27 protein-coding genes and 3 pseudogenes are annotated in these 24,694 nt (G+C 70.2%); 15 read left to right on the plus strand and 15 right to left on the minus strand.

Annotated elements, in window-relative coordinates:
• Positions 1-447: 447 nt before the first annotated feature.
• Positions 448-1,239, minus strand: a complete 792-nt coding sequence (locus tag JMO03_RS19980) for an alpha/beta fold hydrolase (RefSeq protein WP_202845530.1) — start codon at positions 1,237-1,239, stop codon at positions 448-450.
• Between the two features lie 218 nt (positions 1,240-1,457).
• Between JMO03_RS19980 and JMO03_RS21270 the strand changes: the two genes are divergently transcribed.
• Both JMO03_RS21270 and JMO03_RS19990 read left to right on the plus strand, forming a co-directional pair.
• On the plus strand, positions 1,458-1,781 hold the full coding sequence (locus JMO03_RS21270; RefSeq protein ID WP_238346356.1) for a hypothetical protein: 324 nt from the start codon (positions 1,458-1,460) through the stop codon (positions 1,779-1,781).
• Between the two features lie 295 nt (positions 1,782-2,076).
• Positions 2,077-3,048: a right-handed parallel beta-helix repeat-containing protein gene (locus JMO03_RS19990; protein ID WP_202845531.1), complete on the plus strand. Its 972-nt coding sequence runs from the start codon at positions 2,077-2,079 to the stop codon at positions 3,046-3,048.
• Positions 3,049-3,223: 175 nt separating this feature from the next.
• Here JMO03_RS19990 and JMO03_RS19995 read toward each other — a convergent pair whose 3' ends face one another.
• A complete protein-coding gene (locus tag JMO03_RS19995; protein WP_202845532.1) occupies positions 3,224-3,478 on the minus strand; it encodes a hypothetical protein in 255 nt (84 codons plus the stop codon).
• Positions 3,479-3,802: 324 nt separating this feature from the next.
• Between JMO03_RS19995 and JMO03_RS20000 the strand changes: the two genes are divergently transcribed.
• From JMO03_RS20000 to JMO03_RS20010, 3 genes are all read left to right on the plus strand, one after another.
• Positions 3,803-4,528: a class I SAM-dependent methyltransferase gene (locus tag JMO03_RS20000; protein WP_202845533.1), complete on the plus strand. Its 726-nt coding sequence runs from the start codon at positions 3,803-3,805 to the stop codon at positions 4,526-4,528.
• Positions 4,529-4,692: 164 nt separating this feature from the next.
• Entirely contained in the window at positions 4,693-5,226 is a 534-nt protein-coding gene (locus JMO03_RS20005; RefSeq protein ID WP_202845534.1) for a glycine zipper domain-containing protein, read from the plus strand.
• Positions 5,227-5,538: 312 nt separating this feature from the next.
• Entirely contained in the window at positions 5,539-6,045 is a 507-nt protein-coding gene (locus JMO03_RS20010) for a YciE/YciF ferroxidase family protein (protein WP_202845535.1), read from the plus strand.
• 122 nt (positions 6,046-6,167) lie between these two features.
• On the opposite strand, the gene JMO03_RS20015 is transcribed toward JMO03_RS20010, so the two are convergent.
• Entirely contained in the window at positions 6,168-6,416 is a 249-nt protein-coding gene (locus JMO03_RS20015) for a hypothetical protein (RefSeq protein WP_202845536.1), read from the minus strand.
• A 218-nt stretch (positions 6,417-6,634) separates the two neighbouring features.
• On the opposite strand from JMO03_RS20015, the gene JMO03_RS20020 reads away from it, so the two are divergent.
• A complete protein-coding gene (locus tag JMO03_RS20020; protein ID WP_202845537.1) occupies positions 6,635-7,276 on the plus strand; it encodes an HD domain-containing protein in 642 nt (213 codons plus the stop codon).
• Between the two features lie 152 nt (positions 7,277-7,428).
• Positions 7,429-7,830 carry a hypothetical protein gene (locus JMO03_RS20025; protein ID WP_238346357.1) on the plus strand — a complete coding sequence of 134 codons (402 nt, stop codon included), beginning with the start codon at positions 7,429-7,431 and terminating at the stop codon, positions 7,828-7,830.
• Positions 7,831-7,999: 169 nt separating this feature from the next.
• Here the strand turns inward: JMO03_RS20025 and JMO03_RS20030 are convergent, their stop codons facing one another.
• From JMO03_RS20030 to JMO03_RS20040, 3 genes are all read right to left on the minus strand, one after another.
• Positions 8,000-8,944: a cation efflux transmembrane domain-containing protein gene (locus JMO03_RS20030; protein WP_202845538.1), complete on the minus strand. Its 945-nt coding sequence runs from the start codon at positions 8,942-8,944 to the stop codon at positions 8,000-8,002.
• The gene (locus tag JMO03_RS20035) at positions 8,941-9,420 is read right to left on the minus strand and encodes a transporter substrate-binding domain-containing protein (protein WP_202845539.1); all 480 of its coding nucleotides are present in this window, start codon (positions 9,418-9,420) and stop codon (positions 8,941-8,943) included. The genes JMO03_RS20030 and JMO03_RS20035 overlap by 4 nt, the downstream gene beginning before the upstream one ends.
• Before the next feature lie 77 nt (positions 9,421-9,497).
• Positions 9,498-10,121: a hypothetical protein gene (locus tag JMO03_RS20040; RefSeq protein ID WP_202845540.1), complete on the minus strand. Its 624-nt coding sequence runs from the start codon at positions 10,119-10,121 to the stop codon at positions 9,498-9,500.
• Between the two features lie 508 nt (positions 10,122-10,629).
• Between JMO03_RS20040 and JMO03_RS20045 the strand changes: the two genes are divergently transcribed.
• Positions 10,630-12,144, plus strand: a complete 1,515-nt coding sequence (locus tag JMO03_RS20045) for an ATPase domain-containing protein (protein ID WP_202845541.1) — start codon at positions 10,630-10,632, stop codon at positions 12,142-12,144.
• Positions 12,119-13,813: an ATP-binding protein gene (locus JMO03_RS20050; RefSeq protein WP_202845542.1), complete on the plus strand. Its 1,695-nt coding sequence runs from the start codon at positions 12,119-12,121 to the stop codon at positions 13,811-13,813. Before JMO03_RS20045 ends, JMO03_RS20050 begins: the two co-directional genes overlap by 26 nt.
• A gap of 51 nt (positions 13,814-13,864) precedes the next feature.
• On the opposite strand, the gene JMO03_RS20055 is transcribed toward JMO03_RS20050, so the two are convergent.
• From JMO03_RS20055 to JMO03_RS21280, 4 genes and pseudogenes are all read right to left on the minus strand, one after another.
• Entirely contained in the window at positions 13,865-14,059 is a 195-nt protein-coding gene (locus JMO03_RS20055) for a hypothetical protein (RefSeq protein ID WP_202845543.1), read from the minus strand.
• 57 nt (positions 14,060-14,116) lie between these two features.
• Positions 14,117-14,482 (minus strand): response regulator, encoded by a 366-nt coding sequence (locus JMO03_RS20060; protein WP_202845544.1) that lies wholly within the window; start codon positions 14,480-14,482, stop codon positions 14,117-14,119.
• Positions 14,479-15,426: a sensor histidine kinase gene (locus JMO03_RS21275; RefSeq protein WP_238346373.1), complete on the minus strand. Its 948-nt coding sequence runs from the start codon at positions 15,424-15,426 to the stop codon at positions 14,479-14,481. The genes JMO03_RS20060 and JMO03_RS21275 overlap by 4 nt, the downstream gene beginning before the upstream one ends.
• A 24-nt stretch (positions 15,427-15,450) precedes the next feature.
• A pseudogene (locus JMO03_RS21280) lies at positions 15,451-15,843 on the minus strand (PAS domain-containing protein); the annotation flags it as partial.
• Positions 15,844-16,219: 376 nt separating this feature from the next.
• Between JMO03_RS21280 and JMO03_RS20070 the strand changes: the two are divergent.
• Positions 16,220-17,650 (plus strand): MFS transporter, encoded by a 1,431-nt coding sequence (locus tag JMO03_RS20070; protein WP_202845546.1) that lies wholly within the window; start codon positions 16,220-16,222, stop codon positions 17,648-17,650.
• 98 nt (positions 17,651-17,748) lie between these two features.
• On the opposite strand, the gene JMO03_RS20075 is transcribed toward JMO03_RS20070, so the two are convergent.
• Complete coding sequence (locus JMO03_RS20075) at positions 17,749-18,078, minus strand: DHCW motif cupin fold protein (RefSeq protein WP_202845547.1); 330 nt, start codon at positions 18,076-18,078, stop codon at positions 17,749-17,751.
• Positions 18,079-18,126: 48 nt separating this feature from the next.
• Positions 18,127-18,585, minus strand: coding sequence for a tetratricopeptide repeat protein (locus JMO03_RS20080; protein WP_202845548.1), 459 nt, complete (start codon positions 18,583-18,585; stop codon positions 18,127-18,129).
• A gap of 265 nt (positions 18,586-18,850) precedes the next feature.
• On the opposite strand from JMO03_RS20080, the gene JMO03_RS20085 reads away from it, so the two are divergent.
• From JMO03_RS20085 to JMO03_RS20105, 5 genes and pseudogenes are all read left to right on the plus strand, one after another.
• The gene (locus tag JMO03_RS20085; RefSeq protein WP_202845549.1) at positions 18,851-19,012 is read left to right on the plus strand and encodes a hypothetical protein; all 162 of its coding nucleotides are present in this window, start codon (positions 18,851-18,853) and stop codon (positions 19,010-19,012) included.
• A gap of 9 nt (positions 19,013-19,021) precedes the next feature.
• Positions 19,022-19,207, plus strand: coding sequence for a hypothetical protein (locus tag JMO03_RS20090; RefSeq protein ID WP_202845550.1), 186 nt, complete (start codon positions 19,022-19,024; stop codon positions 19,205-19,207).
• Between the two features lie 296 nt (positions 19,208-19,503).
• Positions 19,504-20,406: pseudogene (locus JMO03_RS20095) on the plus strand (manganese catalase family protein); the annotation flags it as partial.
• Between the two features lie 560 nt (positions 20,407-20,966).
• Positions 20,967-21,368, plus strand: a complete 402-nt coding sequence (locus JMO03_RS20100; protein WP_202845552.1) for a host attachment family protein — start codon at positions 20,967-20,969, stop codon at positions 21,366-21,368.
• Positions 21,365-21,697, plus strand: a complete 333-nt coding sequence (locus JMO03_RS20105) for a thioredoxin family protein (RefSeq protein WP_425491872.1) — start codon at positions 21,365-21,367, stop codon at positions 21,695-21,697. The genes JMO03_RS20100 and JMO03_RS20105 overlap by 4 nt, the downstream gene beginning before the upstream one ends.
• A gap of 105 nt (positions 21,698-21,802) precedes the next feature.
• Here the strand turns inward: JMO03_RS20105 and JMO03_RS20110 are convergent, their stop codons facing one another.
• The 3 genes and pseudogenes from JMO03_RS20110 to JMO03_RS20120 form a co-directional block, all read right to left on the minus strand.
• The gene (locus tag JMO03_RS20110) at positions 21,803-22,168 is read right to left on the minus strand and encodes a lipid-A-disaccharide synthase N-terminal domain-containing protein (protein ID WP_202845553.1); all 366 of its coding nucleotides are present in this window, start codon (positions 22,166-22,168) and stop codon (positions 21,803-21,805) included.
• 49 nt (positions 22,169-22,217) lie between these two features.
• Positions 22,218-22,904, minus strand: a pseudogene (locus JMO03_RS20115) (glycosyltransferase family 2 protein); the annotation flags it as partial.
• Between the two features lie 5 nt (positions 22,905-22,909).
• The gene (locus JMO03_RS20120; protein ID WP_202845554.1) at positions 22,910-24,616 is read right to left on the minus strand and encodes a phosphoethanolamine transferase; all 1,707 of its coding nucleotides are present in this window, start codon (positions 24,614-24,616) and stop codon (positions 22,910-22,912) included.
• Positions 24,617-24,694: the final 78 nt, after the last annotated feature.

The raw sequence follows: 24,694 nt of genomic DNA on the forward strand, positions 1-24,694 counted from the left end.
CCGATGCCCTGTAGGAGCGGCCCATGGCCGCGACTGCCGTCGCGTGGGACCTGCCGCGTCGGGTCCGCGCCCGGTCGCGGCCATGGGCCGCTCCTAAAGGATGCGAGACCCGCGGCTGGGGTGGGGTCGTCCATGTCGGCCTTGTCGGCGAGGAAGGCGGTACGGCAGCGCGCTTGGCCGCTTGGCTGGCCGAAGAAGATCGCTGGAGCACAGCATTCCCCGGCTTGGGTCTCTCCGGTCCATTCCCCGCCGCCGACGTCGTCCGATGCCCTGTAGGAGCGGCCCATGGCCGCGACTGCCGTCGCGTGGGACCTGCCGCGTCGGGTCGCGCCCGGTCGCGGCCATGGGCCGCTCCTACAAGGGATACGGGATCCCGCGGCTGTGGTGGGGTCGTTCGTGTCGGCCTTGTCGGCTAAGAGCGATGGGACGGGCCGGGCCAGTCGCAGCTCAGTGGCTGGGGGACGCCGAGCCTTTTGCGGCCTGCTCGATCACATCCGCCACCGCCTTGGGCTGGGTGAAGTACAACGCATGGCTCGCCTTGACATAGCTGATCTGCGCGCCGATGCGCTGCGCCATGTGCACCAGCATCGCCTGGTCGAAGGCCTTGTCTTCGGTGGCGATCACCGCCCAGCTGGGCTTGCTGCGCCACGCGGCGTGCTGCACGGGGGTTTCGAACTCGGCCATCGTGATCGGCACCTGCGAATCGCGCAGGAAGGCGGCGTCCTTGTCGCTGGCGTCGTGGGCGAAGCCGGCCTTGAACTTCTCTCCGTTGAGGTAGCCGATGCCGTCGGGGTGCACGTCGATCACGAACTCGGGCGTGGCGGCGAAGCCCTGGTACTGCTGCGCGGTGGTCTCGCCGGCGTCGGGCGCGAGCGCCGACACGTAGACCAGGCCGGCCACCTTGTCGTGCACGCCGGCTTCGGTGATCACGGTGCCGCCCCAGGAATGACCGACGAGGATCGCGGGACCGTCCTGGCGGTCGAGCACGCGGCGGGTGGCGGCGACGTCGTCGGCCAGCGAGGTGAGCGGGTTCTGCACGATGCTCACGCGATAGCCGCGGGCGGTGAGGTCGTCGTACACGCCGCGCCAGCCGCTGCCGTCGGCGAAGGCGCCGTGCACCAGCACGATGTTGCGCACGGCATCGGTGCCGGGATCGGGGGTGGGCGCTGTGGCCTGCGCATGGGCGACGGCGGTGGTGGCCATGGCGGCGGCCAGGAGGGTGGGGAAGATGCGGGTCATGGCGGTGTCCTCGGTGGAGTGGCTGGCCGCCGCGTCAGGGTGGCCGGTGACGTCACTGTGCCGGGGCGGCCGACGTGCAGGCTGCCTCGGCGTCCGGGAGACTTGATCGGGCGTACGTCGCGGCACGCCGCTTGCATGGCGGACGGATGCGGACGCCCGCGTTCCCTCGGAGCGCCCGCAACGTCCGGCCCGTGGGGCCGTTCCTGGAATCCGGTGCCATGCCCAGCCTTCAGAGCCAAGCCAACGTCCTCGCCGGCCCCTGGCCGGCCCAGACCCCGCCGCGCGCCGCGCCGGCACGCACGCCCGAGCGCCGCAAGCCGGCACCCGCCGGCGATCCGGTTGCGCTGCGCGACGGCCTCACGCCCGCGCAACTGGTCACCCTGGAAGCGATGGAAATCTTCCGCTGGCGCCTGGCCTTCGTGCGCCGTCCGCTGTTCCAGGCGCCGATCCCGGTGCTGTTCGACAAGGACGACACCCGCCACGTGGTGATCCGCGAAGACGGCACGCTCGACGAGCATCCGACGTTGAAGCTGCGCGGCTGAGGGTTGGGGAAATGTCCACGGCCGGGATGACGACGGCGCTTCGAGTCCGCTACGACGGACGGGAGGCCCGGCAACGAGAAGTGTCGACCGGGGTGGCGACCCCGAGCGCCGGCAACTGGTGCACTATTGCCTCGGGGACGTCGCCTGGCCGCGGACCGGCCGGCCGCTCCGGGGGAAAAATACGCGGCAGGCGGAAGGGTCTGGCAACGGGGGCGGTGACGCCACGGGCAGCCCGACCTGCCCGGGCCGTTTTCTCGTTCGACACCAACAATCATCCACGCGCAAGGGGAATGTCATGAAACGAACCTGTGCCACGTCCACCAGTTCGATCGTCGTATGCGTGCTTTTGCTGCTGGCCAGCGGCAGTGCGTTCGCCCAGGCTACCCGCACCTGGGTGTCGGGCGTGGGAGACGACGCCAATCCCTGCAGTCGTACCGCGCCCTGCAAGACCTGGGCGGGGGCGATTTCCAAGACCGCCGCCAGCGGCATGATCAACTGCCTGGACCCGGGCGGGTTCGGCGCGGTCACGATCACCAAGTCGATCACCATCGCGTGCAAAATCGTCGAAGGTTCTGCGCTCGCGGGCGGTACCAACGGCGTCCTGATCAATGGCGCGGGCATCGATGTGGTGCTGCGGGGGCTCGACATCGACGGAAGCCCGGCCACTTCGCCCGGCCTCAACGGCATCCGCTTCATCCAGGGCGCGTCATTGCTGGTGGAGGACTCCACGATCCGCGACTTCAAGGGAGGCGCCCCGTACGGCAACGGCATCCAGATCAACCACGCATCGGGTATCGCCAAAATCCATATCGTCGACTCGTCCATCAGCGGCAACGGCAGCGGCACTGCCGGGGCGGGCATCCAGATCAGTCCCACGGGCTCGGCCGGCGCCAACGTCACCATCACCGGCACGGTGCTCACCGGCAATACCGTGGGGATTCGCGCGGATTCGGCCGGCACCACCGGGCAGATCCACGTGACCGCCGCCGGCAGCACGATGAGCGGCGCGCCGTACCACGGCGTGGTGGCGCTGGGTTCGGGCGGTCAGGTCCGCATGATGCTCAACGATGTGGTCGTGGCCAACAACGCGGGCGAGGGCGTGCGCTCGGTCGGCACCAACGCGGCGATACGCATCGGCAGCTCGGTCGTGACGGCGAATGGCACCGGCCTGGTGGTCGCCAGCGGAGGTCAGATCCTCTCCTATGGCAACAACCAGATCAACGGCAACACGGTGGACGGCGCCGCCACTGCCGCCGCGCTGAGATAGCGTCCGCGGACGCGGTGGCGGCCATGCGAGAGCGCGCCATCGTGCGGCGGGGCGTTTGGCGCCAGCCGCGCGCATGGCCGCGGCATACACGGGGCGGCCGGGGCGCGCGCGACGCGCGTCTACCGGGCGTCCGCGGCACCGCACCTCATCGATGGCCGGCTCTCGGCTTCGTGTCCTAGCGGACCTGGAGCTGGCCGCAGACGCTGGATTTCCCCGCGACGTCGAGCTGCACGACATCGCCACTGCGATACAGCGACAGTTCTTCACCCAGGTAGGCGTCGCGCCCCCCGTACGAGGCTTCCTCCGCGCGCGTCAGCATGGTCGAACCCGACGCCAGCTTGACCAGCGCGCTGTGCCTGTCGTAGGTCACGGTGAGGCCGCGGCCGTCGTCGCAGGAGTAGACCACCATGCTTCCGGGAGACGAGGCCATCCCGTCCGTGGGCCGCGCCGGCGCGGCCGGCCCGGATGGCGGCAAGGTCGCGACGGTCGGCCGCTGCGTGACCGGCTGCACCGGGTCCGCAGGCTCCGCCGGAGGTGGCGATGGCCTGCAGGCGGCCATCAGGAGGGCCAGGATCCCCAGGCAAGCCGGACGCGCGCGATTCATCGTGATGTTTTCCTCGACCCGTTGTTGCACCATCATAGTCTTTGGTGGCGTGCAGGCATCGGGCCGGCGGCCAGAGCGAGCGGACGACATGACCATGCATCGACGACTTCCGTGCCGACCCGCATCCGGAGCGTCACCTGAGGCGCGCAGATGACCCAGCCTGTCCCGGGTGTCGCGCCGAAGACCCATGGCCTGGCGCTGGACATGAAGCCGGGCGATGAACACTACCGGGCCTACGTCGGTCCGCCGCGCGACTACGACCTTGTATCGGCGATGGTGTTCAACCTGCTCACCTGCACCGGCCTTCGCCAGCACCACCGGGTGCTGGACATCGGTTGCGGGTCGCTGCGGGTGGGGCGGCTGCTGATCCCGTACCTCAACGCAGGCCACTACACCGGCATCGAACCGAACCGCTGGCTGGTGGAGGACGGGATCGCCAACGAGGTCGGCTCCGACCTCGTGCGCATCAAGCAACCGGTGTTCTCCTTCCGCGACTCGCTGGACGAGTTCCAGGCACCGCTGGCCGTGGACGTGGCGGTCGCACAGTCGATCTTCAGCCACTGCGGGCACGACCTGCTCAGGCAATGGCTGTCGCAGGTGTCGGCCCACCTGGCAGGGAACGGTGCGCTCTTCGCCACCTTCCTCGTGAGTACGCAGGATTTCGCCGGGACGGGGTGGGTCTACCCGGGTTGCGTGAAGTACAGGCCGGAGACGCTGGAGGAGTGGGCGGCAGAGTGCGGTCTGCGCTTCCGCCTGCTCGACTGGTTCCACCCGCGGCAGCAATGGGCGCTGTTTTCCAGGCCAGGCTACGACGCATCGCTGATCGATGGTGGGCCGATCTCCTGGAACCGGCTCGCAACGCGGGAAGGCCGCTAGCGCGCCTCGCAACGCGTTCGCAACATTGCGCGAACGCTGCCTGCACATGCCTAAATGCGCGGCGCTGCGCGTTCAGAAAATTGTCCTGCCGTAACACGCGCTTGTCACGGCGTGGCGCGCACCTTGACGCACGGCATCGAGCCGGACCCTCAAGGAGCATGTCAATGACGAACGACAACCGCGATCCGCATCGCGACGCCAAGCGCGACGCCGACAACGACGCCAACCGCGATCCCATCACCGGCGCGCCCGGCGCGCATCCGGTCGGTACCGGGATGGGTGCCGCCGCCGGCGGCGTGGCCGGTGCGGCGATCGGCTCGGTCGCCGGCCCGGTCGGCACCGTGGTCGGCGCCGCCGCGGGCGCGGTGGCGGGTGGCCTGGGCGGCAAGGCCGCGGCTGAGAAGGTGAACCCCACCGTCGAAGACGCGTACTGGCGCGAGAACTACACGAAAGAGCCGTACCACAACCAACAGTTCGGTTACGACGACTACGCGCCAGCCTACCGCACGGGCTTCGAGGCCAGGTCGCGTTATGCCGACCGCAGTTTCGACGAGGCCGAGCCGGAACTGCGTAGCGAGTACGAACGCGGCCGCGGCAATTCGCGCCTGGAATGGAACGACGCGCGCGAGGCCACCCGCGCCGCCTGGCATCGCGTGGAACGGGCGCTCCCGGGCGATGCCGACGGCGACGGCCGCTGATCGCGGCGAGGGCGCAGGAGCGAGGCAGGGAACGCCAGACCAGCGAAACCACGAGGCCCCCGCTGCGGGGCCTCGTGCCCGCCTGTCGCATGTTCTGAAGGCGCGAGGTCGCACAGCCGTCCGCGCGCGGGCCGCGACGCAGGCATCGCATGCGCAGAGGTCACGCGCTAGATGGCGATGCGGTTGCCGAAGTCGCGACAAGGTTCCGCCATCGCTTCACCGCTTTCGCCGAATGTTTCACCGGTTCTTGAGGGCGCGAAACGTAGCGTTCGCAACTCAGGAAATTCCCCGACATCCACTGGAGCACATCACATGTCCGTCAAGAATTTCGAAGAATTGTTCATCCACGAGCTCTCCGACACCTACAGCGCGGAGAAGCAGATGTCCAAGGCGCTGCCGCGGCTCGCGCGCGCGGCCGACAACCCGAAACTGGTCGCGGCCTTCGAGGCCCACCTGGAAGAGACCCTGGTGCAGATCGAGCGCATCGACCAGATCGTCGAGCTGATGGGCATCAAGCTCAAGCGCATCAAGTGCGCCGCGATGGAAGGCCTGGTCGAGGAGGGCAAGGACGTCATCGACTCGATCGAGAAGGGCCCGCTGCGCGATGCCGCGCTGATCGGCGGCGCGCAGAAGGTCGAGCACTACGAGATCGCCGCCTACGGCACCCTCGCCGCGCTCGCCAAGCAGCAGGGACAGCGCGATGCGCTCAAGCTCCTGCTCGAGACGCTGAAGGAAGAGAAGGCGACCGACGAGAAGCTGACCATGCTGGCCGAGCAGGGCGGCAACGAGCGCGCGCAGATGGACAGCGAGGCGGCCTGATTGCGCCGTGCCTCATGCGCTTCGCGCCACCGACCACCGGTTGGCGCGACGGCGCGGCGGGACGATCGGGCGCCCGTCGAGGGCGCCCGTTCTTCCGGAACCCGATGGACTCCGATCGCGCTTCAATCCGTCCGCAGGCGGTCGGGCACGTCGAAGATGCGCAGGGCGACCTCGCGCGTCACCACCTTGTAGAGCGTGCGATCGACTTCGCGGGAAATCTCGTCCCAGAGCGAGGTGTCGTACAGATCCCGGCACGCGTCGCTCAGGTGCAGGAACTCGCCATGCGCCTTGTAGGCTTCGAGCGGCGGGGTGAGGCCGCGGGGGACGACGACGAGCGTGCCGTCCTGGCACTCGAAGAGGGAAAACGACACAGCAACTCCATGCGGCCACGGATTGCGACGGGTGCACTGGCCCCCTGTTGCAAAGCAAATCTAGCGCCATGCACGCGCCAGCCGGATGAACGGCGTGCCGGGACCATTCAGGTAGATGCCATGCCGCGACCCCACGAGGGTGCGAGGGGCGGGAGAGGCCTTCGTCTCTCCTCCTGCGACACCTCCCGGACAGGCTGGCGCGCATCACGAGGCTCCCGATGACCAGACACCACGCTCCCCTTGCCCGCGTCGTCGACGCCATCGCCTTCGCCGCGCATGCCCATCGCGCGCAGCGGCGCAAGGACCTCGATGCCACGCCCTGCATCAACCATCCGGTCGCGCTGGTGCGGATCCTGGCCGTCGAGGCGGGCATCGACGATACCGACGTGCTCTGCGCCGCGGCCCTGCACGACTACCTCGAGGACTGCTGCGGCGGCGATGACGGCCAGGCGAGCGTCGACGAAGGCCGCGACCTGCTGCGCAGGCGTTTCGGCGACGCCGTGCTGCGCCTGGTGGACGCCGTCACCGACGACAGGGCCCTGCCCAGGGCCGAGCGCAAGCGCCTGCAGGTGGCACACGCCGCGCAGATGCCGCACGGCGCCCGGCTGATCAGGCTGGCCGACAAGATCGCCAACCTGCGCGACCTCGTCGAATTCCCGCCTGCCGACTGGCCGGCGTACCGCCGCCGCGAGTACTTCGACTGGGCCGCGAGCGTGGTCGATCGCCTGCGCGGCACGCATGCCGGGCTGGAGGCGTTGTTCGACGCGGCTCGCGCGCTGGGCCCGGCGCCGCCGGTGCATGCCGACGCCCCGGCCGGCATCGCGGCCATCGGGGACGCCAGCCTGCACGCCGCGCAGTAGCGCCGCTGCCTGCGCCCACCGCGCAGGCGCGCTCCGGGGCCCGGGCCGTCGCTCGCGAGCACGTCCCTTTCCGGATCGTGGCCAGGCCGCACGCGTCTGAGATGGCGCAGCGTTCACCGCTCGCGCTGCGCGACGCAGCGGCATGCCGTCGCATGCGCACGACCCGCCGCCGGGCGCGTCGCGACATCGGCTGCACGCGCGGTGCGCAATGGTCGGGCTCGACATCGTTCCCCGGGTCGCCGCCCATGCACCTCATCCAGCTCTTCCTCCCCCTCCGCGACCACGATGGCGAGGCCTTCCCGAAGGCGCTCTACGACACCGTCCGCAGCGAGCTCACCGATCGCTTCGGCGGCGTCACCGCCTTCCTCCGGGCACCTGCGGTGGGTGCGTGGGAGGACGACGGCGGCGCGGTGCAGCGCGACGAGGTGGTGCTGTTCGAGGTGATGGCGGCGCATGTCGACCATGGGTGGTGGGCGACGTACCGCGAAACGCTGGAGCGCCGGTTCCGGCAGGACGAGGTGCTGATACGCGCGAGTGCCGTGGAGCGGCTGTAGGCGGCGAGCGCGGGTCGGGGAGCCGCCGGGCGCCAAAGGTCGGGAGCGGCGCCGCGGATGGACCAGCGCTGCCGGCAGCGCTGGCGCGCGTTCGCCTCCCCGGGGCCGGGGGCGGGCGAAGGAAGAGCGCGCCGCGAATCGGGGGCCAGGCCGCGATCAGGCGTGCAGGCTATGCCGAGGTGTCGAGCGAGACGTCGATCTGGTCGAGCCGCCAGTCGATGGCATGCGCGATCGCGCGTACTTCCTCCACCTGGGCCGCGGTGAGGGTGCGGTTGCCCAGCAGCACGATCCCGGAGAGGTTGAAGCCTTCCTCGTGCAGGCGCACGCCGCAGCCTTCCATCCAGGGCAGGGCGGCGATCTCCCTGCACAGGCGGGCGGGCAGCGGATCGGGATCGCTGCGGTCGAGTTGCTGCGGCCGCGCGTCGTGCAGGTCGCGGACCGCACCGCGCAGGTTGCTCACGCCGTCGTGGAGGATGCTGCCGGCGATCGCCAGCGCGGCGACGGCATCCGCCCACCACAGGCCGAAACCGATGCCGGCGACGCCGACGATGCCGGCGGCCGCGGTCATCCAGTCGGCCTTGCCCATGTCCGCGTCGGTATGCAGCGGCTTGAGCGAGAGCTGTTTCGCCAGCGCGAGCTTCTTGCGGCCGAGGACGATCGGCGGCACCGCGGAGACCGCCAGCGCCGCCATCATCGCCCAGCCCTGCCAGACCACGTGGCCGGCCACCACCACCGTGCCCACCACCGGGCGCGTGGCGCTGAGCAGCGTGTGCAGGCCGTCGTACACCAGCGCAAGCCCCACGCCGGCGAGCGCAACGGCGGAGATCAGGAAGTTCACGTCGAACGCGCGCTCGCGTCCGGTGATGTATTCGTGGTCCACGCCCTTGCGGCGGAATCGGCTGGCCACCAGGAAGGCGATCGGCGGCACCAGGCTCAGCAGGTCCTCGACCAGCGCGGTCTTCATCGCCTGCGAACCGCCCATCGCGAAGTACATCAGCGCCGACACCAGCGACATCCACAGCAGTGTCCATCCGCACAGGCGTTCGGCGCGGCGCAGGGCGTGCTGCTGTTCCGCCGGCAGTGCGCGGGACGGTGGGCGCTTGGCGATGCTCATTGCGCGCCCTCGTGCCGGACGAGGTGGCGGTCGAAGGCGAGATGCCATTGCGACTGGCCCGGCGGCAGCGCGATCCGCCGCTCCGGCAGCGGCGCATCTTCCGCGGCGCGCTGGTGCAGCGGTCGCGACCAGCCCACCTTCGGCGTCCACGGCGAGGTGCGGTGGTGGCCGCCGATCACCGCGTGCAGCCGGGTGCGTTCGAGATCGCGCATCAGCGCGTCGTGGCCGCCCGGCTTCCAGGTCACGCGGTAGCCGTGCGCGTCGGCGAAGCGCTGGACCAGTTCGGCCTCGGGGCCGGTGACGTGACCGTCGGCCGCCACCTGCACGTAAGGCGGGTCGTGGCTGGCGCCGACGCGCATGCCGGCGTGGGCCGCCTGCGCGGTGAGGTCGTCGGCATCGCGTGGATAGCGGTCGCACGCCGACAGCGCGAACAGGGCCGCGAGGGCGCATGCGCAGAACGAGGTGGATCTGGCCATGCGGCCTTATGGACGTTGTGGCGTGAACAGGCTGTCGCTGTGGCCGGGAAGAACCGGGTGCTCGCGCGCGACAGGCGTCAGGCAGCCCGTGCTCCGGTGCGCGGATCCGGTCGCGGAGCCGCTTCGCCGGTCTCCGGCGCATCGACGACCGGTGCCACATCGTGCGGCGGTGGGGGCGCATGCAGCGTGTCGGATGTCGACGGCCACGCGGTGAAGCCGAACTCCGCCAGTACGCGGGCGGCCTTGAGTTGGAAGCGGAAGGCGTCTTCGGGCCGGCAACGCGCCTTCAATGCCTGGATGTCGGCCAGCACCCGCGCGTGGAAGTGTTCGTCGTCGGTCAGCGTCATGCAGGCCTGCAGGCGGCGGGTGAACTCCGCCACGCAGTCGTCCAGGAGCCCGGATGCGTGCGTGGAGGCCGCAACTTCCTCGTCGGTGGGCGGCGTGATGCAGGCCTGCCGAATGACGAACGCATCGGTGCGGTCGATCCGGATGTCCGGGGCGGCGTCTGTATCGTGCCCGGACGCGATGGATCGATGCGGTGGCCACGCTGGCCGGGTGGGAGTCGTATCGGTGGCAGGCCCGGTGTCTGCGGAGCGGGAATCGTGCGCCGGGTAGGGATCGTGCGAACAGGAATCCTGGTCCCGGTGGACGGGGTCCCGATGGACCCGGATGGAGGAATCTTCCATGGAATCGAGGTCCACGACTGTGCTCCCAATGCGCTGCAATGACTGGTGGAGGTGAAGAGTGGGCCGGCGCTCGCCATGGCGTCGTGAAAACGCGTGTCGTCGAGATTCAGCTGCATAAACGTTCGCGGCGAAGGTCGATTCCCTTGAATGTGAATGCAAGGTCGCCGCACGCGTTGGCTGAGCATCGTGTGGCGTGTCCTGCCTGCGGCCGACTTTCTGCCTGTCTGGAAGCAGGCGTTGAACACGGAGGATGCGTGATGAGCGGATGAAGAGAAATCATCCGGACCCCACGTTGCGTCCCCGGCGTGAACGTTTCCTGATGCGGCCCCGCACGCTCAATGCGGCTTTCACGCGCCGCCATTCATAGTCGACCGCGTACACAAACCTGTACCACCACGCCGCCCGATCCGGCTCGCCGGGCGGCAGGCACGGCCCGCGGCAGGGCGGGCCCCTGCGACACCGTGCTGCCTGGCGAAGCTGCTGCTGGATCGCCGTCCGAGTCGGAGCGAAAGGAATGGTTTGCATGTCACCTTCAGATGGCTCGGACAATCAGGATCTGCGCGTGTCGACCGGCAACCGCGGTCTCGACAGCATCCTCGGCGGCGGCCTCGACCGCGACCGCATGTACCTCTACGAAGGCCGGCCCGGCGCGGGCAAGACCACGCTGGCGATGGAGTTCCTGCTGGAGGGCGCGCGCCAGGGCGAGCGGGTGCTGTACATCACCCTGTCCGAGACCGAGCGCGAACTGAAACTGGTCGCCCGCCGCCACGACTGGGACCTGGCCGGCGTGGACATCGTGGAACTGGTGCCGCCCGAGACCACGCTCGACCAGAGCCAGGAAATCACGCTGCTGCACCCCGCCGAGCTCGAGCTTGGGGAAACCACGCGACTGATCCTCGACCGGGTCACCGCCTCCAACCCCAGCCGTGTGGTGATCGACAGCCTGTCGGAACTGCGGCTGCTGGCCCAGAGTTCGCTGCGCTACCGGCGCCAGGTGCTGGCCCTCAAGCAGTTCTTCGCCAACCGCAACTGCACCGTGGTGCTGCTCGACGACATGACCTCGGCCGAGAACGACCTGCAACTGCATTCGATCTCGCACGGCGTGGTGCTGCTGGAGCAGCTGGCGATCGATTACGGCGCCGAGCGCAGGCGCCTGCGAGTGGTGAAGATGCGCGGCATCGAGTTTCGCGGCGGCTTCCACGACATCAAGATCTGCAAGGGCGGCATCGACGTCTACCCGCGGCTGGTCGCCTCCGAGCACCACACCATGTTCTCGGGCGAATTCACCCCCAGCGGCAACGCCGCGCTCGACGAGCTGCTCGGCGGCGGCCTGGAGCGCGGCACCAATGCGCTGCTCATCGGCGCCGCGGGCGTGGGCAAGTCCTCGCTGGCGCTGAACTACGCGGTCGCCGCGGCGGAGCGGGGCGAGCGCAGCGCGATCTTCGCCTTCGACGAGGGGCGCGGCACCATCGAGGCGCGGTCGAAGGCGCTGGGGCTCAACCTGTCGGCGGCGATCGACGAGGGCCTGGTCGTCTTCCAGCAGATCGACCCGGCCGAGATGTCGCCGGGGGAGTTCGCGGCCATCGTGCGCCGGCGCGTGGAAAAGGACGGCGCGCGCGTGGTGCTGATCGACAGCCTCAACGGCTATCTCAACGCGATGCCGGACGGGCGCTTCCTGATCCTGCAGATGCACGAGCTGCTCACCTACCTCGCGCAACAGGGCGTCGTGACGATCCTGGTCCTGGCCCAGCACGGGATGATGGGGCCGACCGAAGCGCCGCTGGACATCAGCTACCTCAGCGATGCGGTGCTGATGCTGCGCTACTTCGAACATGCCGGCCAGGTGCGGCGTGCGCTGTCGGTGGTGAAGAAGCGCAGCGGCCACCACGAACAGACGATCCGCGAATTCCAGCTGGGTAGCAGAGGCCTGGTCGTAGGTCCGCCGCTCAAGGACTTCAGCGGCATCTTTACCGGTACACCCGTCTATACCGGCAGCGAAGAACCCTTGCTGGATGGCCGCGCCGGTGCAACGGGCTAAGGCCGGCGGCCAGACCATCCTGGTCTTCGCCCCCACCGGGCGCGACGCCGCCACCGCGGCCGACCTGCTGCATCGTGGCGGCATGGAAACCCGGATCTGTCCGGACTACGCCTGCCTGCTGGCCGGGCTGGACCAGGCGGCAGCGGTGTTCGTGGCAGAGGAAGGCCTGTTCGGCCAGCCGCCCGACGCACTGGTGGACTGGGTGCGCGGGCAGCCGCCGTGGTCGGACCTGCCGTTCGTGATGCTCACCAGCCTGCGCGACCATCCCAAGGTGGCCGCCTGGCGCCAGCAGATGATCGAGCGGCTGGGCAACGTCTCCCTGATCGAGCGACCGGTGCAGCCGATCACCCTGGTGAGCGTGCTGCAGGCCGCGCTGCGCGCACGCCGGCGGCAGCTGGAAATCCGCGTGTTGCTCGATGCGCGCGATGCCGCGGCCGCCAACCTGGAGGTGCAGGTGGAGCATCGCACCGAACAGTTGCGCCACGTCAACGAACGGCTGCGCGAGGAGATGGCCGAGCGCGTGCGCGTGGAGCAGTCGCTGCGGCATGCGCAGAAGATGGAGGCGCTGGGCCAGCTCACCGGCGGCGTGGCGCACGATTTCAACAACCTGCTGATGGTGGTGACTGCGGGTCTGGACATGCTGGAGCGTCACGAGGACCCGGCGCGCCGCGCGCGCTTCATGTCGGCCATGCGCCAGGCCACGCAACGCGGCGCCGCGCTCACGCGCCAGTTGCTCACGTTCTCGCGCAGCCATGCGCTGCGTTCGGAGACCGTGGACCTGTCGCAGCTGATCGGCAACATGAGCGAACTGCTCGACCGCAGCCTGCGCGGCGACGTCGACGTGGCCGTGGAACTCGCGCCGGGGCTGTGGCCGGTGTTCGTCGATCCGGGCGAGCTGGAACTGGTGATCCTCAACCTCGCGGTCAACGCGCGCGATGCGATGAACGGGAGCGGCTCGATCACCATCGCCGGCAAGAACGTGGTGAAGGGCGGCGACGGCCCCGGACCGGGCCGGGAGTTCGTGCGGCTGTCGGTGCGCGACACCGGCGCGGGCATGACAGAGGAGACCCGCGAGCGCGCGTTCGAACCGTTCTTCACCACCAAGGAGGTCGGCAAGGGTTCCGGCCTCGGGCTGGCGCAGGTGTACGGCTTCGCCAAGCAGTCGGGCGGGCGCGTGACGATCGACTCGGTGCTCGGGCAGGGCACCACGATCACCCTGCTGCTGCCGCGGTCGCGCCAGGGCGTGGCCGCGGCCGGCGAGGACATGGCGACGGACGGGCCGGCCTCGGCGCCGGGCCACTGCATCCTGCTGGTGGAAGACGATGCCGAAGTGGCGACGCTGGTGGAGGAGATGCTGCGCGCGATCGGCTACGACGTGGTCCATGCGATGAGCGCGAAGGCCGCGCTGGGCGCGCTGGCCGACGGTCGCAGGATCGACCTCGTGTTCTCGGACATCATGATGCCCGGCGACACCAACGGCATCGAACTGGCGAAGGAGCTCAGGCGCCGCAGGCCGGAGCTGCCGGTGCTGCTGACCAGCGGCTTCGCCGAATCCACCGGGAGCGAAGCGGTGGCGCTCGGCATTCCGGTGCTGCGCAAGCCATATGCCATCGAAGAGTTGCGCACGGCGGTGCAGCAGCAGTTGGCGGCGTTCGCCAGGGAAGCCTGAGCTGGCGCGAGCGGGTGGTGCCCGCTGTCGGGCCCAGTGCGGCTCGGCGGATCAGTTCGCTTCGAGCGATGCCTGCAAGGCGGTGGCCAGCGCCGCGTCGCCGCTCACCAGTTCGCGCCAGCGCAGTTCCAGGCCGTTGCGGTGGCCCTTGCGGACCAGCTTCAGTCCCTCGGGATCGAGGGTGAGGGTGTAGGGCTGGTCGTCGATCTGCAATTCGCGCCGCAGGGGCTTGTCGAGGGGCGTCATGTGCGTACCTCCGGTCGAGTGGGCGGGCCGCTGGAAAGCGGGACAGGCCCGCGCACGCTACGGCGCCGCCTGCTCGCGCAGTGGCAGGTTGGTCAGCGCCTGTTCCAGCTCGCGCAGGCCGAAGGGCTTCTGCACCAGCACCGCCTTGGCATGGCGCGGCGGCAGGATGGCCTGGCCGTAACCGCTGGCGAACAGGAACGGGATGCCGCGCGCGGCCAGCGCATCGGCGATGGGGAACGAACTGTCGCCGGACAGGTTGATGTCGAGGATGGCGAGGTCCAGCTCGTGGCGCTCCAGCGCCTGGGTCGCGGTTTCGACCGAGTGCGCGGTCGCCTCCACCCGGTAACCGAGTTCCGGCAGGAGGTCTTCGAGCACCATCACCAGCAGCGATTCGTCTTCGACGATGAGGACCCGGCGTGTCATGGCGTTTCTCGCGTGGCGTCGTGGGGAAGCAGGGTACGGATGCGGCAGTGCACGCCTTCGGGCGGGAAGGCGAGGGCGACCTCGCCGCCGAGGTCGTGGCCGAGTCCGCGTTCGAGCAGGCGCAAGCCGAATCCGCTGCGGGTGGGAGGCTCGACCACGGGCCCGCCGTGCTCCCGCCATTCCAGCAGGAGGCGTCCGCCGGCGTCTCCCTCGCGCGTCCAGTGGATGCGGACCCCACCCCCCGGCACCGACAGCGAACCGTACTTTACCGCGTTGGTGCACAGCTCGTGCAGCGCCATCGCCAGCGCGACCGCGCGTCGGGGATCGAGATCGGCGAGAGGGCCCTGCACGTCGAAGCGCCGGGCCTCGACGTCCATGCAATGCGAAACGCCGATGCGCACGATCTCCTCGACGCTCGCGCCCTTCCACTTCTCGAGGGTCAGCACGTCGTGGGTGGCGGCCAGGGCGCGCAGCCGCGATTCCACCATCTCCGTCGCCAGGGTCTTGTCCGGGCAGCTGCGCAGCGTCTGCGACACCACCGCCTGGACGATGGCCAGCGTGTTCTTGACCCGGTGGTTGAGTTCGTCCACCAGCCGCTGCAGTTGTTCCTCGTGCCGCTTGCGGTCGGTGATGTCGGTCGCCGCGCCGAACCATTCCGCCACCTCGCCGTCCTCATGGCGCAGGGGCACGGCATGGGTGGCGATCCAGGACCATTCGCCCGGCGCGAGTTCGACCCGATGCTGGACCTCGTAGGGCATCAGCGAATTGCGCGCGCGGCGGATGGCCTCGGCCACGCGCTCGCGATCTTCCGGATGGATGCGCTCGGCCGACCACCCGGCGAGATCGCCACGGGGCAGCGTGCCGGCGGCGCGCCCGCCGACCACGGCGACCTGTCGCCAGTCCGGCGTGATCCGGTAGATCAGGTCCGAGGTGGCGTTGACCATCGCACTGAAGCGCTGCTCGCTCTGGCGCAGGGCCTCTTCCTGGCGCTTGCGGTCGGTGATGTCCCGGGTGGTGCCGGCGATGGCCTCGACGGTGCCGTCCGGTCCCAGCACCGGGATGAAGATGTAGTCGTAGACCCGCCAGCCCAGCGTGGCGTGCCGGAACGGGACGTCGTTGCGGATCGGGGCGCGCGTGGCGACGACGCGTTCGATCTCCTCGTCGTGCATCGCCGCGTGCCAGGGTTCGTAGCCCAGCTCCAGGCAGGTCTTGCCCCTCGCCTCGTCCCAGCCGAGCCCCCACATGGTCAGCAGCGCCTCGTTGGCGTAGATGAAGCGATGCTGGAGGTCGAAGACGTAGACCAGGTCCGGGGTGGCGGCCAGGAGGGTCTCGTACAGGCGCAGCCTGGCGCTGTCGGTGATCCCGTCGAACGCTTCGTTCCCGTTCCGGGCTCGTATCGGACCGTCCAAGACGGGCTCCCCCCTCGGTCTGCAGCCGCCAAATGCGAATAGGGAAATGTAATGGCTTTTTCCGGGCTGCCGGTGAAGGTCGCGTTCATCCCAGCATGGCGCGTGCGACCGGCGGGAGCGCGGCGCATCCGTTCTTCGCCACATGTCCGCACATGGCGCACGGCCTGCTGGACGCATGCGGATGGATCGCACTTCGTTCCGTCGCCGGTGCGCGCGCACCGCGGGGCGCGTTGCGCCATGGGTGGCCCTGCGGCATGCGGGCGCTCACACCGCCTGGCCGGCCGGGACGCGACAATGGCGGGCTCCCCTCCGGCTCCCGCGCGCGCACTTGTCCCCCAAACGCCTGCTTCCGCTGATCGTCGCCACCGCGTTGTTCATCGAGAACATGGACTCGACGGCGATCTCGACCTCGCTGCCGCAGATCGCGGCCGACCTGGGCGTGGAGCCTGTGGCGCTGAAGCTGGCGATCACCACCTACATGCTGGCGCTGGCCGTGTTCATCCCGGTGAGCGGCTGGGTGGCGGACCGCTTCGGCGCGCGCCGTGTGTTCATCGCCGCGATCGCGGTGTTCCTGCTCGGTTCGCTCGGCTGTGCGGCGAGCGACGGGCTCGGACAGCTGGTGGCCGGGCGCTTCGTGCAGGGCATGGGCGGGGCGATGATGGTGCCGGTGGGGCGGCTGGTGCTGCTGCGCAGCGTGGAGAAATCCGAACTGGTGCGTGCGCTGAGCTGGCTCACCATCCCGGCCATGCTCGGGCCGATGCTGGGGCCGGTGCTCGGCGGCGCGATCACCACCTACGCGCACTGGCGCCTGATCTTCCTGATCAACATCCCGATGGGCCTGCTGGGCATGTGGCTGGCGTGGCGGCACATCCCGGAGCTGCGCCAGGCGGTGGGGCCGCTGGACGTGCGCGGTTTCCTGCTGTCGGCCAGCGGGCTGGCGCTGGCGATGTTCGGGCTTTCGGCGATCGGCCGCGGCCTGGTGCCGGGCGCGGTGCTGGCGGCGTGCATGCTGGCCGGCGCCGGGCTGCTCGCGGCCTATGTGCGGCATGCGCGCACGTATCCGCAGCCCCTGCTGCGTCTGGATCTGCTGCGCGTGCCCACCTTCCGCGCGGCGGTGTGGGGCGGTTCGCTGTTCCGCATCGGCATCGGCGCCACGCCCTTCCTGCTGCCGCTGATGCTGCAGCTGTCGTTCGGCCTCGATCCGCTGGAGTCGGGCTTGGTCACCTTCACCTCGACCGCCGGCGCGATGGTGATGAAGGTGGTCGCGCCGCGGATCCTGCACCGCTTCGGCTTCCGCCCGGTGCTGGTGTGGAACGGGCTCGCTGCCTCGCTGATGCTGTGCGGCTTCGGCCTGTTCCGCGCCGACACGCCGTATCCGCTGATGGTGGGCGTGCTGCTGGCCAGCGGCTTCCTGCGTTCGCTGCAGTTCACCAGCCTCAACGCGATCGCCTATGCCGACATCGACCAGGCGCGGATGAGCCAGGCCAGCAGCCTGGCCGCGATGGCGCAGCAGATCGCGCTCGCGCTGGGCGTGACCATCGGCGGCTTCGCGCTGAGCCTGGCGGGCACGCTCACCGGCCGCCCGGACGAGGCGCCGATCAACTTCACCTTCGCCTTCCTCACCGTGGGCCTGGTGTCGGTGGTCTCGACCTGGCAGATGCGCAGGCTGGCGCCGGATGCCGGCGCGGAAATGGCCGGCCACGCGCAGGCCGGGCGCGAGGTGGCGGAGCCGAAGGTGGAGTCGCGGCCGCAGGGGTGAGATGCGCAGGCGAAGCGGATCCGAGCCGCTGGAGCGCGTCGCCATGCCGGGTTCGCGCGTCCCGTGCGTGCAGGTGACGCAGCCGACGCGGCGCCCGCTCAGTCGATGACCAGCAGCCTCGCGCCCGTGATGCTGAGCCAGCGGTGGCGACCGGAGCGGTCGCCGAGCTGGCAGGTCATGCCCGGCCGCAGCACGATCGAGCGGCCGCCGCCGAGTTCGGTTTCCAGTTCACCGTCCAGGCAGACCGCCACGTGGCCCTTGTCGGACCAGTGGTCGGACACGTAGCCGGCGCTGAATTCGATCAGGCGGATGCACATGTCGGCGAACGACTGGATGCGCACGTCCGCCCAGCCGTGGTCGCCCGGGAAGCGGGTGGCGGGCAACGAGTGCCAGTCGGTGGCGCAGAAGGGGAAGGGGGTCAGGCGCATGCGCGTTTCCGGCGGCGGCGCGGGGGCGCCGCCGCCGGTGGGATCGGGTCAGGCCGCGGCGCGCCACTGCATCGCGCTGCGGCGTTCGGCCTCAAGTGCGTCGGCGAGCATGCGCTGGCCCGAGCGACGCGCCGAATCCAGCAGCGTGAGTTCGACCAGGTCGCGCTGCGCCACGCTGCCGCCCAGGCGATGGGTCAGGCCGCGGATCGGGCGAAGCAGCTCGACTACGCGACTGTGGTCGTCGTGACCATGCGCGACGATGGCCCGGCACACGGCGTGGCCGGCGTCGGTCAGCCCGGTGCGGTAGTCGCCGCCGGCCTGCGCGCCCGCCTGCGCCTGCAGCTTGCGTTCGACCAGGTCGCTGCGGCCGGCACCGACGAACGCCATCAGCGCATGCCAGTCGTTGAACGCGCTCCACTGCTCGTCGGCGTAAGGCGCCCACCGGTTGGCGAGGTCTCCCCAGCGGTCGCCCAGCGGTTGTCCGCGCAGGCGCAGTCGCCACAGCATCGAGTGCGCGTCCTCTCCGCTTCGCGGCGTCTGGCGATCGCCGCCGCGGTTCGGTTGCGCGGCCCTTGCGCGACTGGCGTGCGCGGGCCCGCGGCGGCTGCTCGTCGCCGCCCGTCCGCGCGCGTGAGCGCCGCGATTCGACGCACCGTCGCGTAGAGCCACATGCCGTCGCCACGCTCAGGTTGCTGAATTGCCCTCACGCGTCCTGCATGAAAGCGGGTCCACGGTAGCGCTTCGGACAACGACGCGCGGCACGAGGAACACGATGACCCACAACCACGGAAAGCACGATCCCGGGCAGCCGGATCGGAACGAGCCGGACCGCAAGCACGCGCCGCGCCGCGACCCCGACCAGCCGCCCGGCGAGCAGCCGCGGCAGGATCCGGGTTCGGGTCCCGATCGCGACCCCGAACTGCAGGGGCATTGAAGCAAACCCATGGCCAGCGACGAGAAGCAGGGTCCCGAGGACGGTGCCGCACGCGAGCAGCGGTCCTATCCTCACGGGAGCGGGGACCGCAACAGCTGGTCGCCCTTCGGCAAGCAGCGGATGCCGATCCACGAGGGCGGCACCCAGCGTCATGCGCCCCCGGAGCCGGAGAAGCCGCCGCCGAAGTCGCGATGAGGGCCACTCGATCGCGCGCACCGGCTGCCTACGCACCGCGCGAACGGGGCGTGCCCGCCGCGCCCTCCGTCGCGCTCGATCTTTCGAAAAGTCCAAGGCCTGCGCGGCGCCTACTGCGGCGCAGACGGCAACGCGACCCGCGTCGCCATGGCGAGCGAAGCGAAGTCGACACGTTTGCCGGTACCCGCCAGGCGACGCGTAACGGGATGCCGCGCGCTGCGGCGCCCGCCGCCTGCCCGATCCCGATCCACCCGTTTCAACGTCCCACGACATGCCTCACGGCAAGGAATCCACACATGTTCACCCACAACAAGAAACTGCAGTACACCGTCCGGGTGTCCGAGCCCAACCCCGCGCTGGCGAACCTGCTGCTCGAGCAGTTCGGCGGACCGCAGGGCGAACTCGCCGCGGCGATGCGTTACTTCACCCAAGCGCTGGCCGAAGACGATCCGGGCCGCAAGGACATGCTGCTCGACATCTCGACCGAGGAGCTCAGCCACCTGGAGGTCATCGGTTCGCTGGTGTGCATGCTCAACAAGGGCGCCAAGGGCCGGCTGGCCGAGGCGGTCGAGGAAGAGGGCGAGCTGTTCCGCTCGCTGCAGGGCGCGGGCAACGATTCGCACCTCACCCAGGTGCTGTACGGCGGCGGGCCGGCGCTGATCAATTCCGGCGGCCAGCTGTGGACCGGTGGCTACATCGACAGCATCGGCGAGCCGACCGCGGACCTGCGCTCGAACATCGCGGCCGAGGCGCGGGCGAAGATCGTCTACGAGCGGCTGATCAACGTCACCGCCGATCCGGGCGTGAAGGAGGCGCTGGCCTTCCTGATGACGCGCGAGATGTCGCACCAGAAGTCGTTCGAGAAGGCGCTGTACGCGATCGAGCCGAACTTCCCGCCAGGCAAGCTCGCCGGCATGCCGGAGTTCGAGGAGATGTACGTCAACGCCTCGCAGGGCGAGGGCGACATGCGCGGGCCCTGGAACAGCGACGAGAACTTCGACTACGTCAGCGATCCGGCGCGCTTCATGGCGGTGGACGGCGGCGACGGCACGGCCAGCGTGCGCCTGCCGTCGGCGCAGAAGAAGCTGGTCGACGAGATGGCCGCGCGTTCCACCTCGGCGCCGGATGCCAATCCGGTGACCGGCATCGAGCTCGGCAAGGCCGAGGGCACGATGGCGCGCACCACCAGGGTCGAACTGGCCGCGGAGGCTGCGCCTGTGGGCAGGAAGCCGCCAGCGAAGGGCAGGTCGGCGGCGAAGCCGGCGGCGGCCGCGAAGAAGTCCAAGCCCAAGCGCTGAGTCGACCAGGCAGGAAAGACGCCCGCCATGGTCGGATGCGACCCGGAGCAAGGCCGCTGCCGCACCGCCTGCGCACCTGCGTAGGAGCGCCTTCAGGCGCGACCGCGTTCCCCGCTCACTCGATTGCACCGCAAGCGCGTTCGCGCCGAGGGATTGGATCGCCCAGCGAGGGATTGGATCGCCCAGCGAAGACGCGCTCGCGTTTCCCCGCCTCCGGTGCATGTGAAACGCGCGGCATCTGCCGATCGGGGGCGCTCCAGGCGGAAAACCGAATGCGTCGTTCCAGGGTCGCACCCGAAGGCGCTCCTGCGGGAGGGTCGAGGGACCCCGTGGCGGCTGCGTTCATCGGGCGTGGGCCTGTTGCACCGAATCGACCGCCGTGGGCACGGCTGTCGCTGCAGGTCACGCCATCTTGATCCGCGCTCGCGGAAGGTAGTGCTCCGATTCCAGTGGAGATGCACATGACCATGGTTCCCTCCGAAGCGCTGGTCGTCGTCGCCGATGGCGGCGGCGCGCGCCTGTTCCGCAACCGCGGCGACGAGCGTTCGCTGGCGCTGCACCAGGTGGAGCTGCGCGAGCTGATGAACATGGACGACGACGGCCCGGCGGGCAGCATGCCGGGCGAGTCGACCGGGCAGCAGATCGACGAGGCCACGTTCGCCAAGCAACTGGCGCTCGCGCTCAACGACGGCGCGCTCAAGCACCAGTACGAGGCGCTGGTGCTGATCGCCGATCCGGGCACGCTGGGGCGGATGCGGCCGCTGCTGCACAAGGAGGTGCAGGCGCGGATGGTGACCGAGCTGGCCAAGACCCTGACCAATGCGCCGGTGGAGGACATCGAGCGCGCGCTTCGGCCGTCGTGACCTACCAGGCGCAGTACGCCGCGCAGGAACCGGCGCGCGCGGAACTGGACGCGATGTCCGGCATGGTGCTGCTGGAGTTCGGCGCGCCGTGGTGCGGGCATTGCCGCGCCGCGCAGCCGGCGTTGCAGGCGTTGCTGGCGACGCGCGAAGACGTCGCCCATCTCAAGGTCGAGGACGGTCGCGGCAAGCCGCTGGGCCGCGCCTTCGGCGTCAAGCTGTGGCCCACGCTGGTGCTGCTGCACGCCGGCCAGGAACAGGCGCGTGTGGTGCGGCCGCTGTCGCGCGAGGACCTCGCGCCGCTCGCGGCGGCATTGCAGGGCCCGACCTGATTCCCCTGGCGTGGAAATCCCGTTGCGTTGGTACGGTGGGCGCCCACAACCCGCGTGCGATTCCCCGCGCGCGATGCGGTGGCGGAGATACCGCGACTGCTCGGATCAGGAGCCGGAACTCCGCGGCGCTGCACCCAGTCCCGCATCCGGTTCCGCGCGCCGTCGCGGTCTTCGCAGGTCGAGCCAGAGGCTGTAGGCGGCGGTGAACGCGGGGAACAGGTTCTGCAGCACGCCCACCGCATCCTGCTTGCTGGAGAACAGGAAGTAGGCCAGGGTCATCGAACTGCCCAGCAGGCTCATCACCCAGAACGCGCGCGGGATGACCGGCGCGCCGGCGTTACGCGCCGCGACGAATTGCACCAGCCAGCGCAGCGCGAACAGGGTGGCGCCCGACAGGCCGATCAGCTTCCAGGGGCTGACATGCAGCCCGGTCCAGGCCAGCGCGGTCAGTTCCTGGTTCATCACGTCCATCGGTCCGTCCTTCATGGAGTTCGGCGGCGCGCATCTGCGCGGCGTTGCCCCTGCGGACCAGCCAGAGCACGCCCAGCAGGTCCTGCGCGCCGGCGATGGCGCGCGAGAGGTTGTCGTACTTGGATGCACCGGCGCGCCGCGGCCGGTGGCCGACGGGAACGCTGCGCGTGCACCAGCCGGCACGCTGCATCAGGGCGGGCAGGTAGCGGTGCATGTGGTCGAAGGCGGGCAGGTCGAGGAACGCGGCACGCTCGAACAGCTTGATGCCGCAACCGGTGTCCGGGGTATCGTCGCGCAGCAGCGCGGCGCGGATGCGGTTGGCCCAGCGCGAGGCCAGGCGCTTGCTGCCGGTGTCGCGACGTTCGACGCGCCACCCAGCCAGCAGCTTCACCCCGTCGGGCGATGCGTCGCGCACCGCCAGCAGCCGCGGGATGTCGGCCGGATCGTTCTGGCCGTCGCCGTCGAGGGTGGCGATCCACGCGCCGCGCGCGGCCTTGACCCCGCTGCGGACCGCGGCGCTCTGCCCGCTGCGGCGCGGATGCGCGAGCACGCGCAGGCGTGGCATCGTGCGCAGCTTCGCGCTCAGTACGGCCAGGGTGCCGTCCTGCGAGCCGTCGTCGACGCAGACGATCTCGTATTCCGGCAAGCCCTCGACGCACGCGATCTCGTCCAGCAGGCCGGCGATGTTGTCGCGCTCGTCGAGCACCGGGATGACGATCGACAGCAGCGGCGGCATGGCGCTCACGCGCGGGCCTCCGTGCCTGCGAGCCGGCCGACCCGGCCCGCTGGCCGGCAGGGCGCGAAGACGTCGCGCTCGGCGCGGTATTCGCGGGTCGACACGTCCATCGCGCCGAGCAGTGAATGGAACAGGTGGTCGTGGCTGACCGGGCGTGTGGCATGGCGCGACAGGCAGCCGGTGTCGATCCCGGTCGCCGACGCGAATCCCGGCGACAGCCAGGCGACCATCGGTACCTGCACCTGTTCGCGCGGCGCGATCGCCCAGGGAAACCCGTGCAGGTACAGGCCGTTCTCGCCCAGCGATTCGCCGTGGTCGGAGACGTACAGCAACGCGGCGTCGTAGTCGGGCTGGCGACGCAGCAGTTCGATGGTGGTCGCCAGCAGGTGGTCGGTGTAGAGCAGCGCGTTGTCGTAGGCGTTGACGATCTGCTGGCGGCTGCAGCGGCCGAGGTCGGCCGAGGCGCACACCGGCCGGTAGCGCTGGAAAGGAGGCGGGTAGCGGTCGCGGTAGCTGGGCCCGTGGTTGCCGAGCATGTGCAGCACGACCACGCGGTCGCGCCTGCCGTCGCCCAGCCAGGATTCGGGCCGCGACAGCAGGACGCCATCGCGGCAGCGCGGAGCGTCGCAGAAGACCGGGTCGCGCGCGTCGCCAGGGCGATCGACGGCCAGCCCGTCGCAGACGCCCTTGCAGCCGGACTGGTTGTCGCGCCAGAGCACCGACACGCCGGCGTGGGCGAGCAAGTGCAGGATCGACTCGTGCCCGCGGATGGCGTCGCGATCGTAACGCTCGCGTCCATAGGGCGAGAACATGCACGGCAGCGCCACCTCGGTGCTGGTGCCGCAGGCGGTCACGTCGGGGAAATTGACCACGCCGGGTGTGCGCGCGAGTCGCGGCGTCGTCTGCCGCGCGTAGCCGTTGAGGCCCCAGTTCGCCGCGCGCGCGGTTTCGCCCACCACCAGCACCAGCAGGCGCGGTTTCGCTCCCATCGCACGGGGCAGCAGCATCGCGTCCTGCGCGACCGGCTCGAGCTGGCGCGGCCTTCCCGCGTCTTCCGTGACCAGCTTGGCGAGCGAGACCACGACGTTCGCCGGGTTGACCAGGTACCGGACCTCGCGGTGATTGCGCAGCAGTGCGCTGAGGTTTCGCGAACAGCCCAGCGCGGCGACGAGCGCGAGCAGGCCGATGCCGGCCAGGAACGCCAGCCGGCGGACGATGGCCTGGGCCGGCGTGGTCGGGCGCAGGCGCACCCGCCACAGCACCAGCAGCGGAGGAACGGCCCAGAGCAGGCTCGCGAGCAGGCCCGCGGACACGAACTCGGCGGATTCACCGGGATCGGTGTGCAGCACGTTGCGCACCATGTCCGCGTCGATGTGGATGCCGTAGGCGCGGGTGTAGTGCGAGGCGAGCGCGGAGACCAGCAGCATGGCCGCGATCGCGGGCCTGGCCAGGCGGTGCCATGCGATGGCCGACAGCAGCACCGCGTTGGCGGCGAACACCAGCACGAGCAGGGCGAGCGCCCAGGGCGCTGAGCGCAGCGGATGGTCGACGGCGGCATGCCAGAAGGCGGTGTTGTTGCACAACGCGAAGTACGCACTGGTGCCGGCGATCAGGGTCTCGGCCCGCAGGCGCGGGCGCATCCGCGCGACTCCGGCGAGTCGCGCCATGGGGCTGCCGTCCGCCGAGGGCAGGCGCAGTGCGTGCGTGTTCATGCGCGCGGAACGCGGCAGCGGCGGCCGCAGGCAGGAGGCGTTGCGAAGGGCATGGAGGCGGCCGACATGCGGCTGGAG

The organism is Luteimonas saliphila (assembly GCF_016774335.1).
Lineage (GTDB): Bacteria > Pseudomonadota > Gammaproteobacteria > Xanthomonadales > Xanthomonadaceae > Luteimonas > Luteimonas saliphila.

Excerpts from the sequence above, each read along its gene's own strand:
- JMO03_RS19980 (WP_202845530.1), bottom strand. The coding sequence starts at position 1,239 with ATGACCCGCATCTTCCCCACCCTCCTGGCCGCCGCCATGGCCACCACC.
- JMO03_RS21270 (WP_238346356.1), top strand. The coding sequence starts at position 1,458 with ATGCCCAGCCTTCAGAGCCAAGCCAACGTCCTCGCCGGCCCCTGGCCG.
- JMO03_RS19990 (WP_202845531.1), top strand. The coding sequence starts at position 2,077 with ATGAAACGAACCTGTGCCACGTCCACCAGTTCGATCGTCGTATGCGTG.
- JMO03_RS19995 (WP_202845532.1), bottom strand. The coding sequence starts at position 3,478 with ATGGCCTCGTCTCCCGGAAGCATGGTGGTCTACTCCTGCGACGACGGC.
- JMO03_RS20000 (WP_202845533.1), top strand. The coding sequence starts at position 3,803 with ATGACCCAGCCTGTCCCGGGTGTCGCGCCGAAGACCCATGGCCTGGCG.
- JMO03_RS20005 (WP_202845534.1), top strand. The coding sequence starts at position 4,693 with ATGACGAACGACAACCGCGATCCGCATCGCGACGCCAAGCGCGACGCC.
- JMO03_RS20010 (WP_202845535.1), top strand. The coding sequence starts at position 5,539 with ATGTCCGTCAAGAATTTCGAAGAATTGTTCATCCACGAGCTCTCCGAC.
- JMO03_RS20020 (WP_202845537.1), top strand. The coding sequence starts at position 6,635 with ATGACCAGACACCACGCTCCCCTTGCCCGCGTCGTCGACGCCATCGCC.
- JMO03_RS20025 (WP_238346357.1), top strand. The coding sequence starts at position 7,429 with ATGCGCACGACCCGCCGCCGGGCGCGTCGCGACATCGGCTGCACGCGC.
- JMO03_RS20030 (WP_202845538.1), bottom strand. The coding sequence starts at position 8,944 with ATGAGCATCGCCAAGCGCCCACCGTCCCGCGCACTGCCGGCGGAACAG.
- JMO03_RS20035 (WP_202845539.1), bottom strand. The coding sequence starts at position 9,420 with ATGGCCAGATCCACCTCGTTCTGCGCATGCGCCCTCGCGGCCCTGTTC.
- JMO03_RS20045 (WP_202845541.1), top strand. The coding sequence starts at position 10,630 with ATGTCACCTTCAGATGGCTCGGACAATCAGGATCTGCGCGTGTCGACC.
- JMO03_RS20050 (WP_202845542.1), top strand. The coding sequence starts at position 12,119 with ATGGCCGCGCCGGTGCAACGGGCTAAGGCCGGCGGCCAGACCATCCTG.
- JMO03_RS20055 (WP_202845543.1), bottom strand. The coding sequence starts at position 14,059 with ATGACGCCCCTCGACAAGCCCCTGCGGCGCGAATTGCAGATCGACGAC.
- JMO03_RS20060 (WP_202845544.1), bottom strand. The coding sequence starts at position 14,482 with ATGACACGCCGGGTCCTCATCGTCGAAGACGAATCGCTGCTGGTGATG.
- JMO03_RS21275 (WP_238346373.1), bottom strand. The coding sequence starts at position 15,426 with ATGGTCAACGCCACCTCGGACCTGATCTACCGGATCACGCCGGACTGG.
- JMO03_RS20075 (WP_202845547.1), bottom strand. The coding sequence starts at position 18,078 with ATGCGCCTGACCCCCTTCCCCTTCTGCGCCACCGACTGGCACTCGTTG.
- JMO03_RS20080 (WP_202845548.1), bottom strand. The coding sequence starts at position 18,585 with ATGCTGTGGCGACTGCGCCTGCGCGGACAACCGCTGGGCGACCGCTGG.
- JMO03_RS20085 (WP_202845549.1), top strand. The coding sequence starts at position 18,851 with ATGACCCACAACCACGGAAAGCACGATCCCGGGCAGCCGGATCGGAAC.
- JMO03_RS20090 (WP_202845550.1), top strand. The coding sequence starts at position 19,022 with ATGGCCAGCGACGAGAAGCAGGGTCCCGAGGACGGTGCCGCACGCGAG.
- JMO03_RS20100 (WP_202845552.1), top strand. The coding sequence starts at position 20,967 with ATGACCATGGTTCCCTCCGAAGCGCTGGTCGTCGTCGCCGATGGCGGC.
- JMO03_RS20110 (WP_202845553.1), bottom strand. The coding sequence starts at position 22,168 with ATGGACGTGATGAACCAGGAACTGACCGCGCTGGCCTGGACCGGGCTG.
- JMO03_RS20120 (WP_202845554.1), bottom strand. The coding sequence starts at position 24,616 with ATGAACACGCACGCACTGCGCCTGCCCTCGGCGGACGGCAGCCCCATG.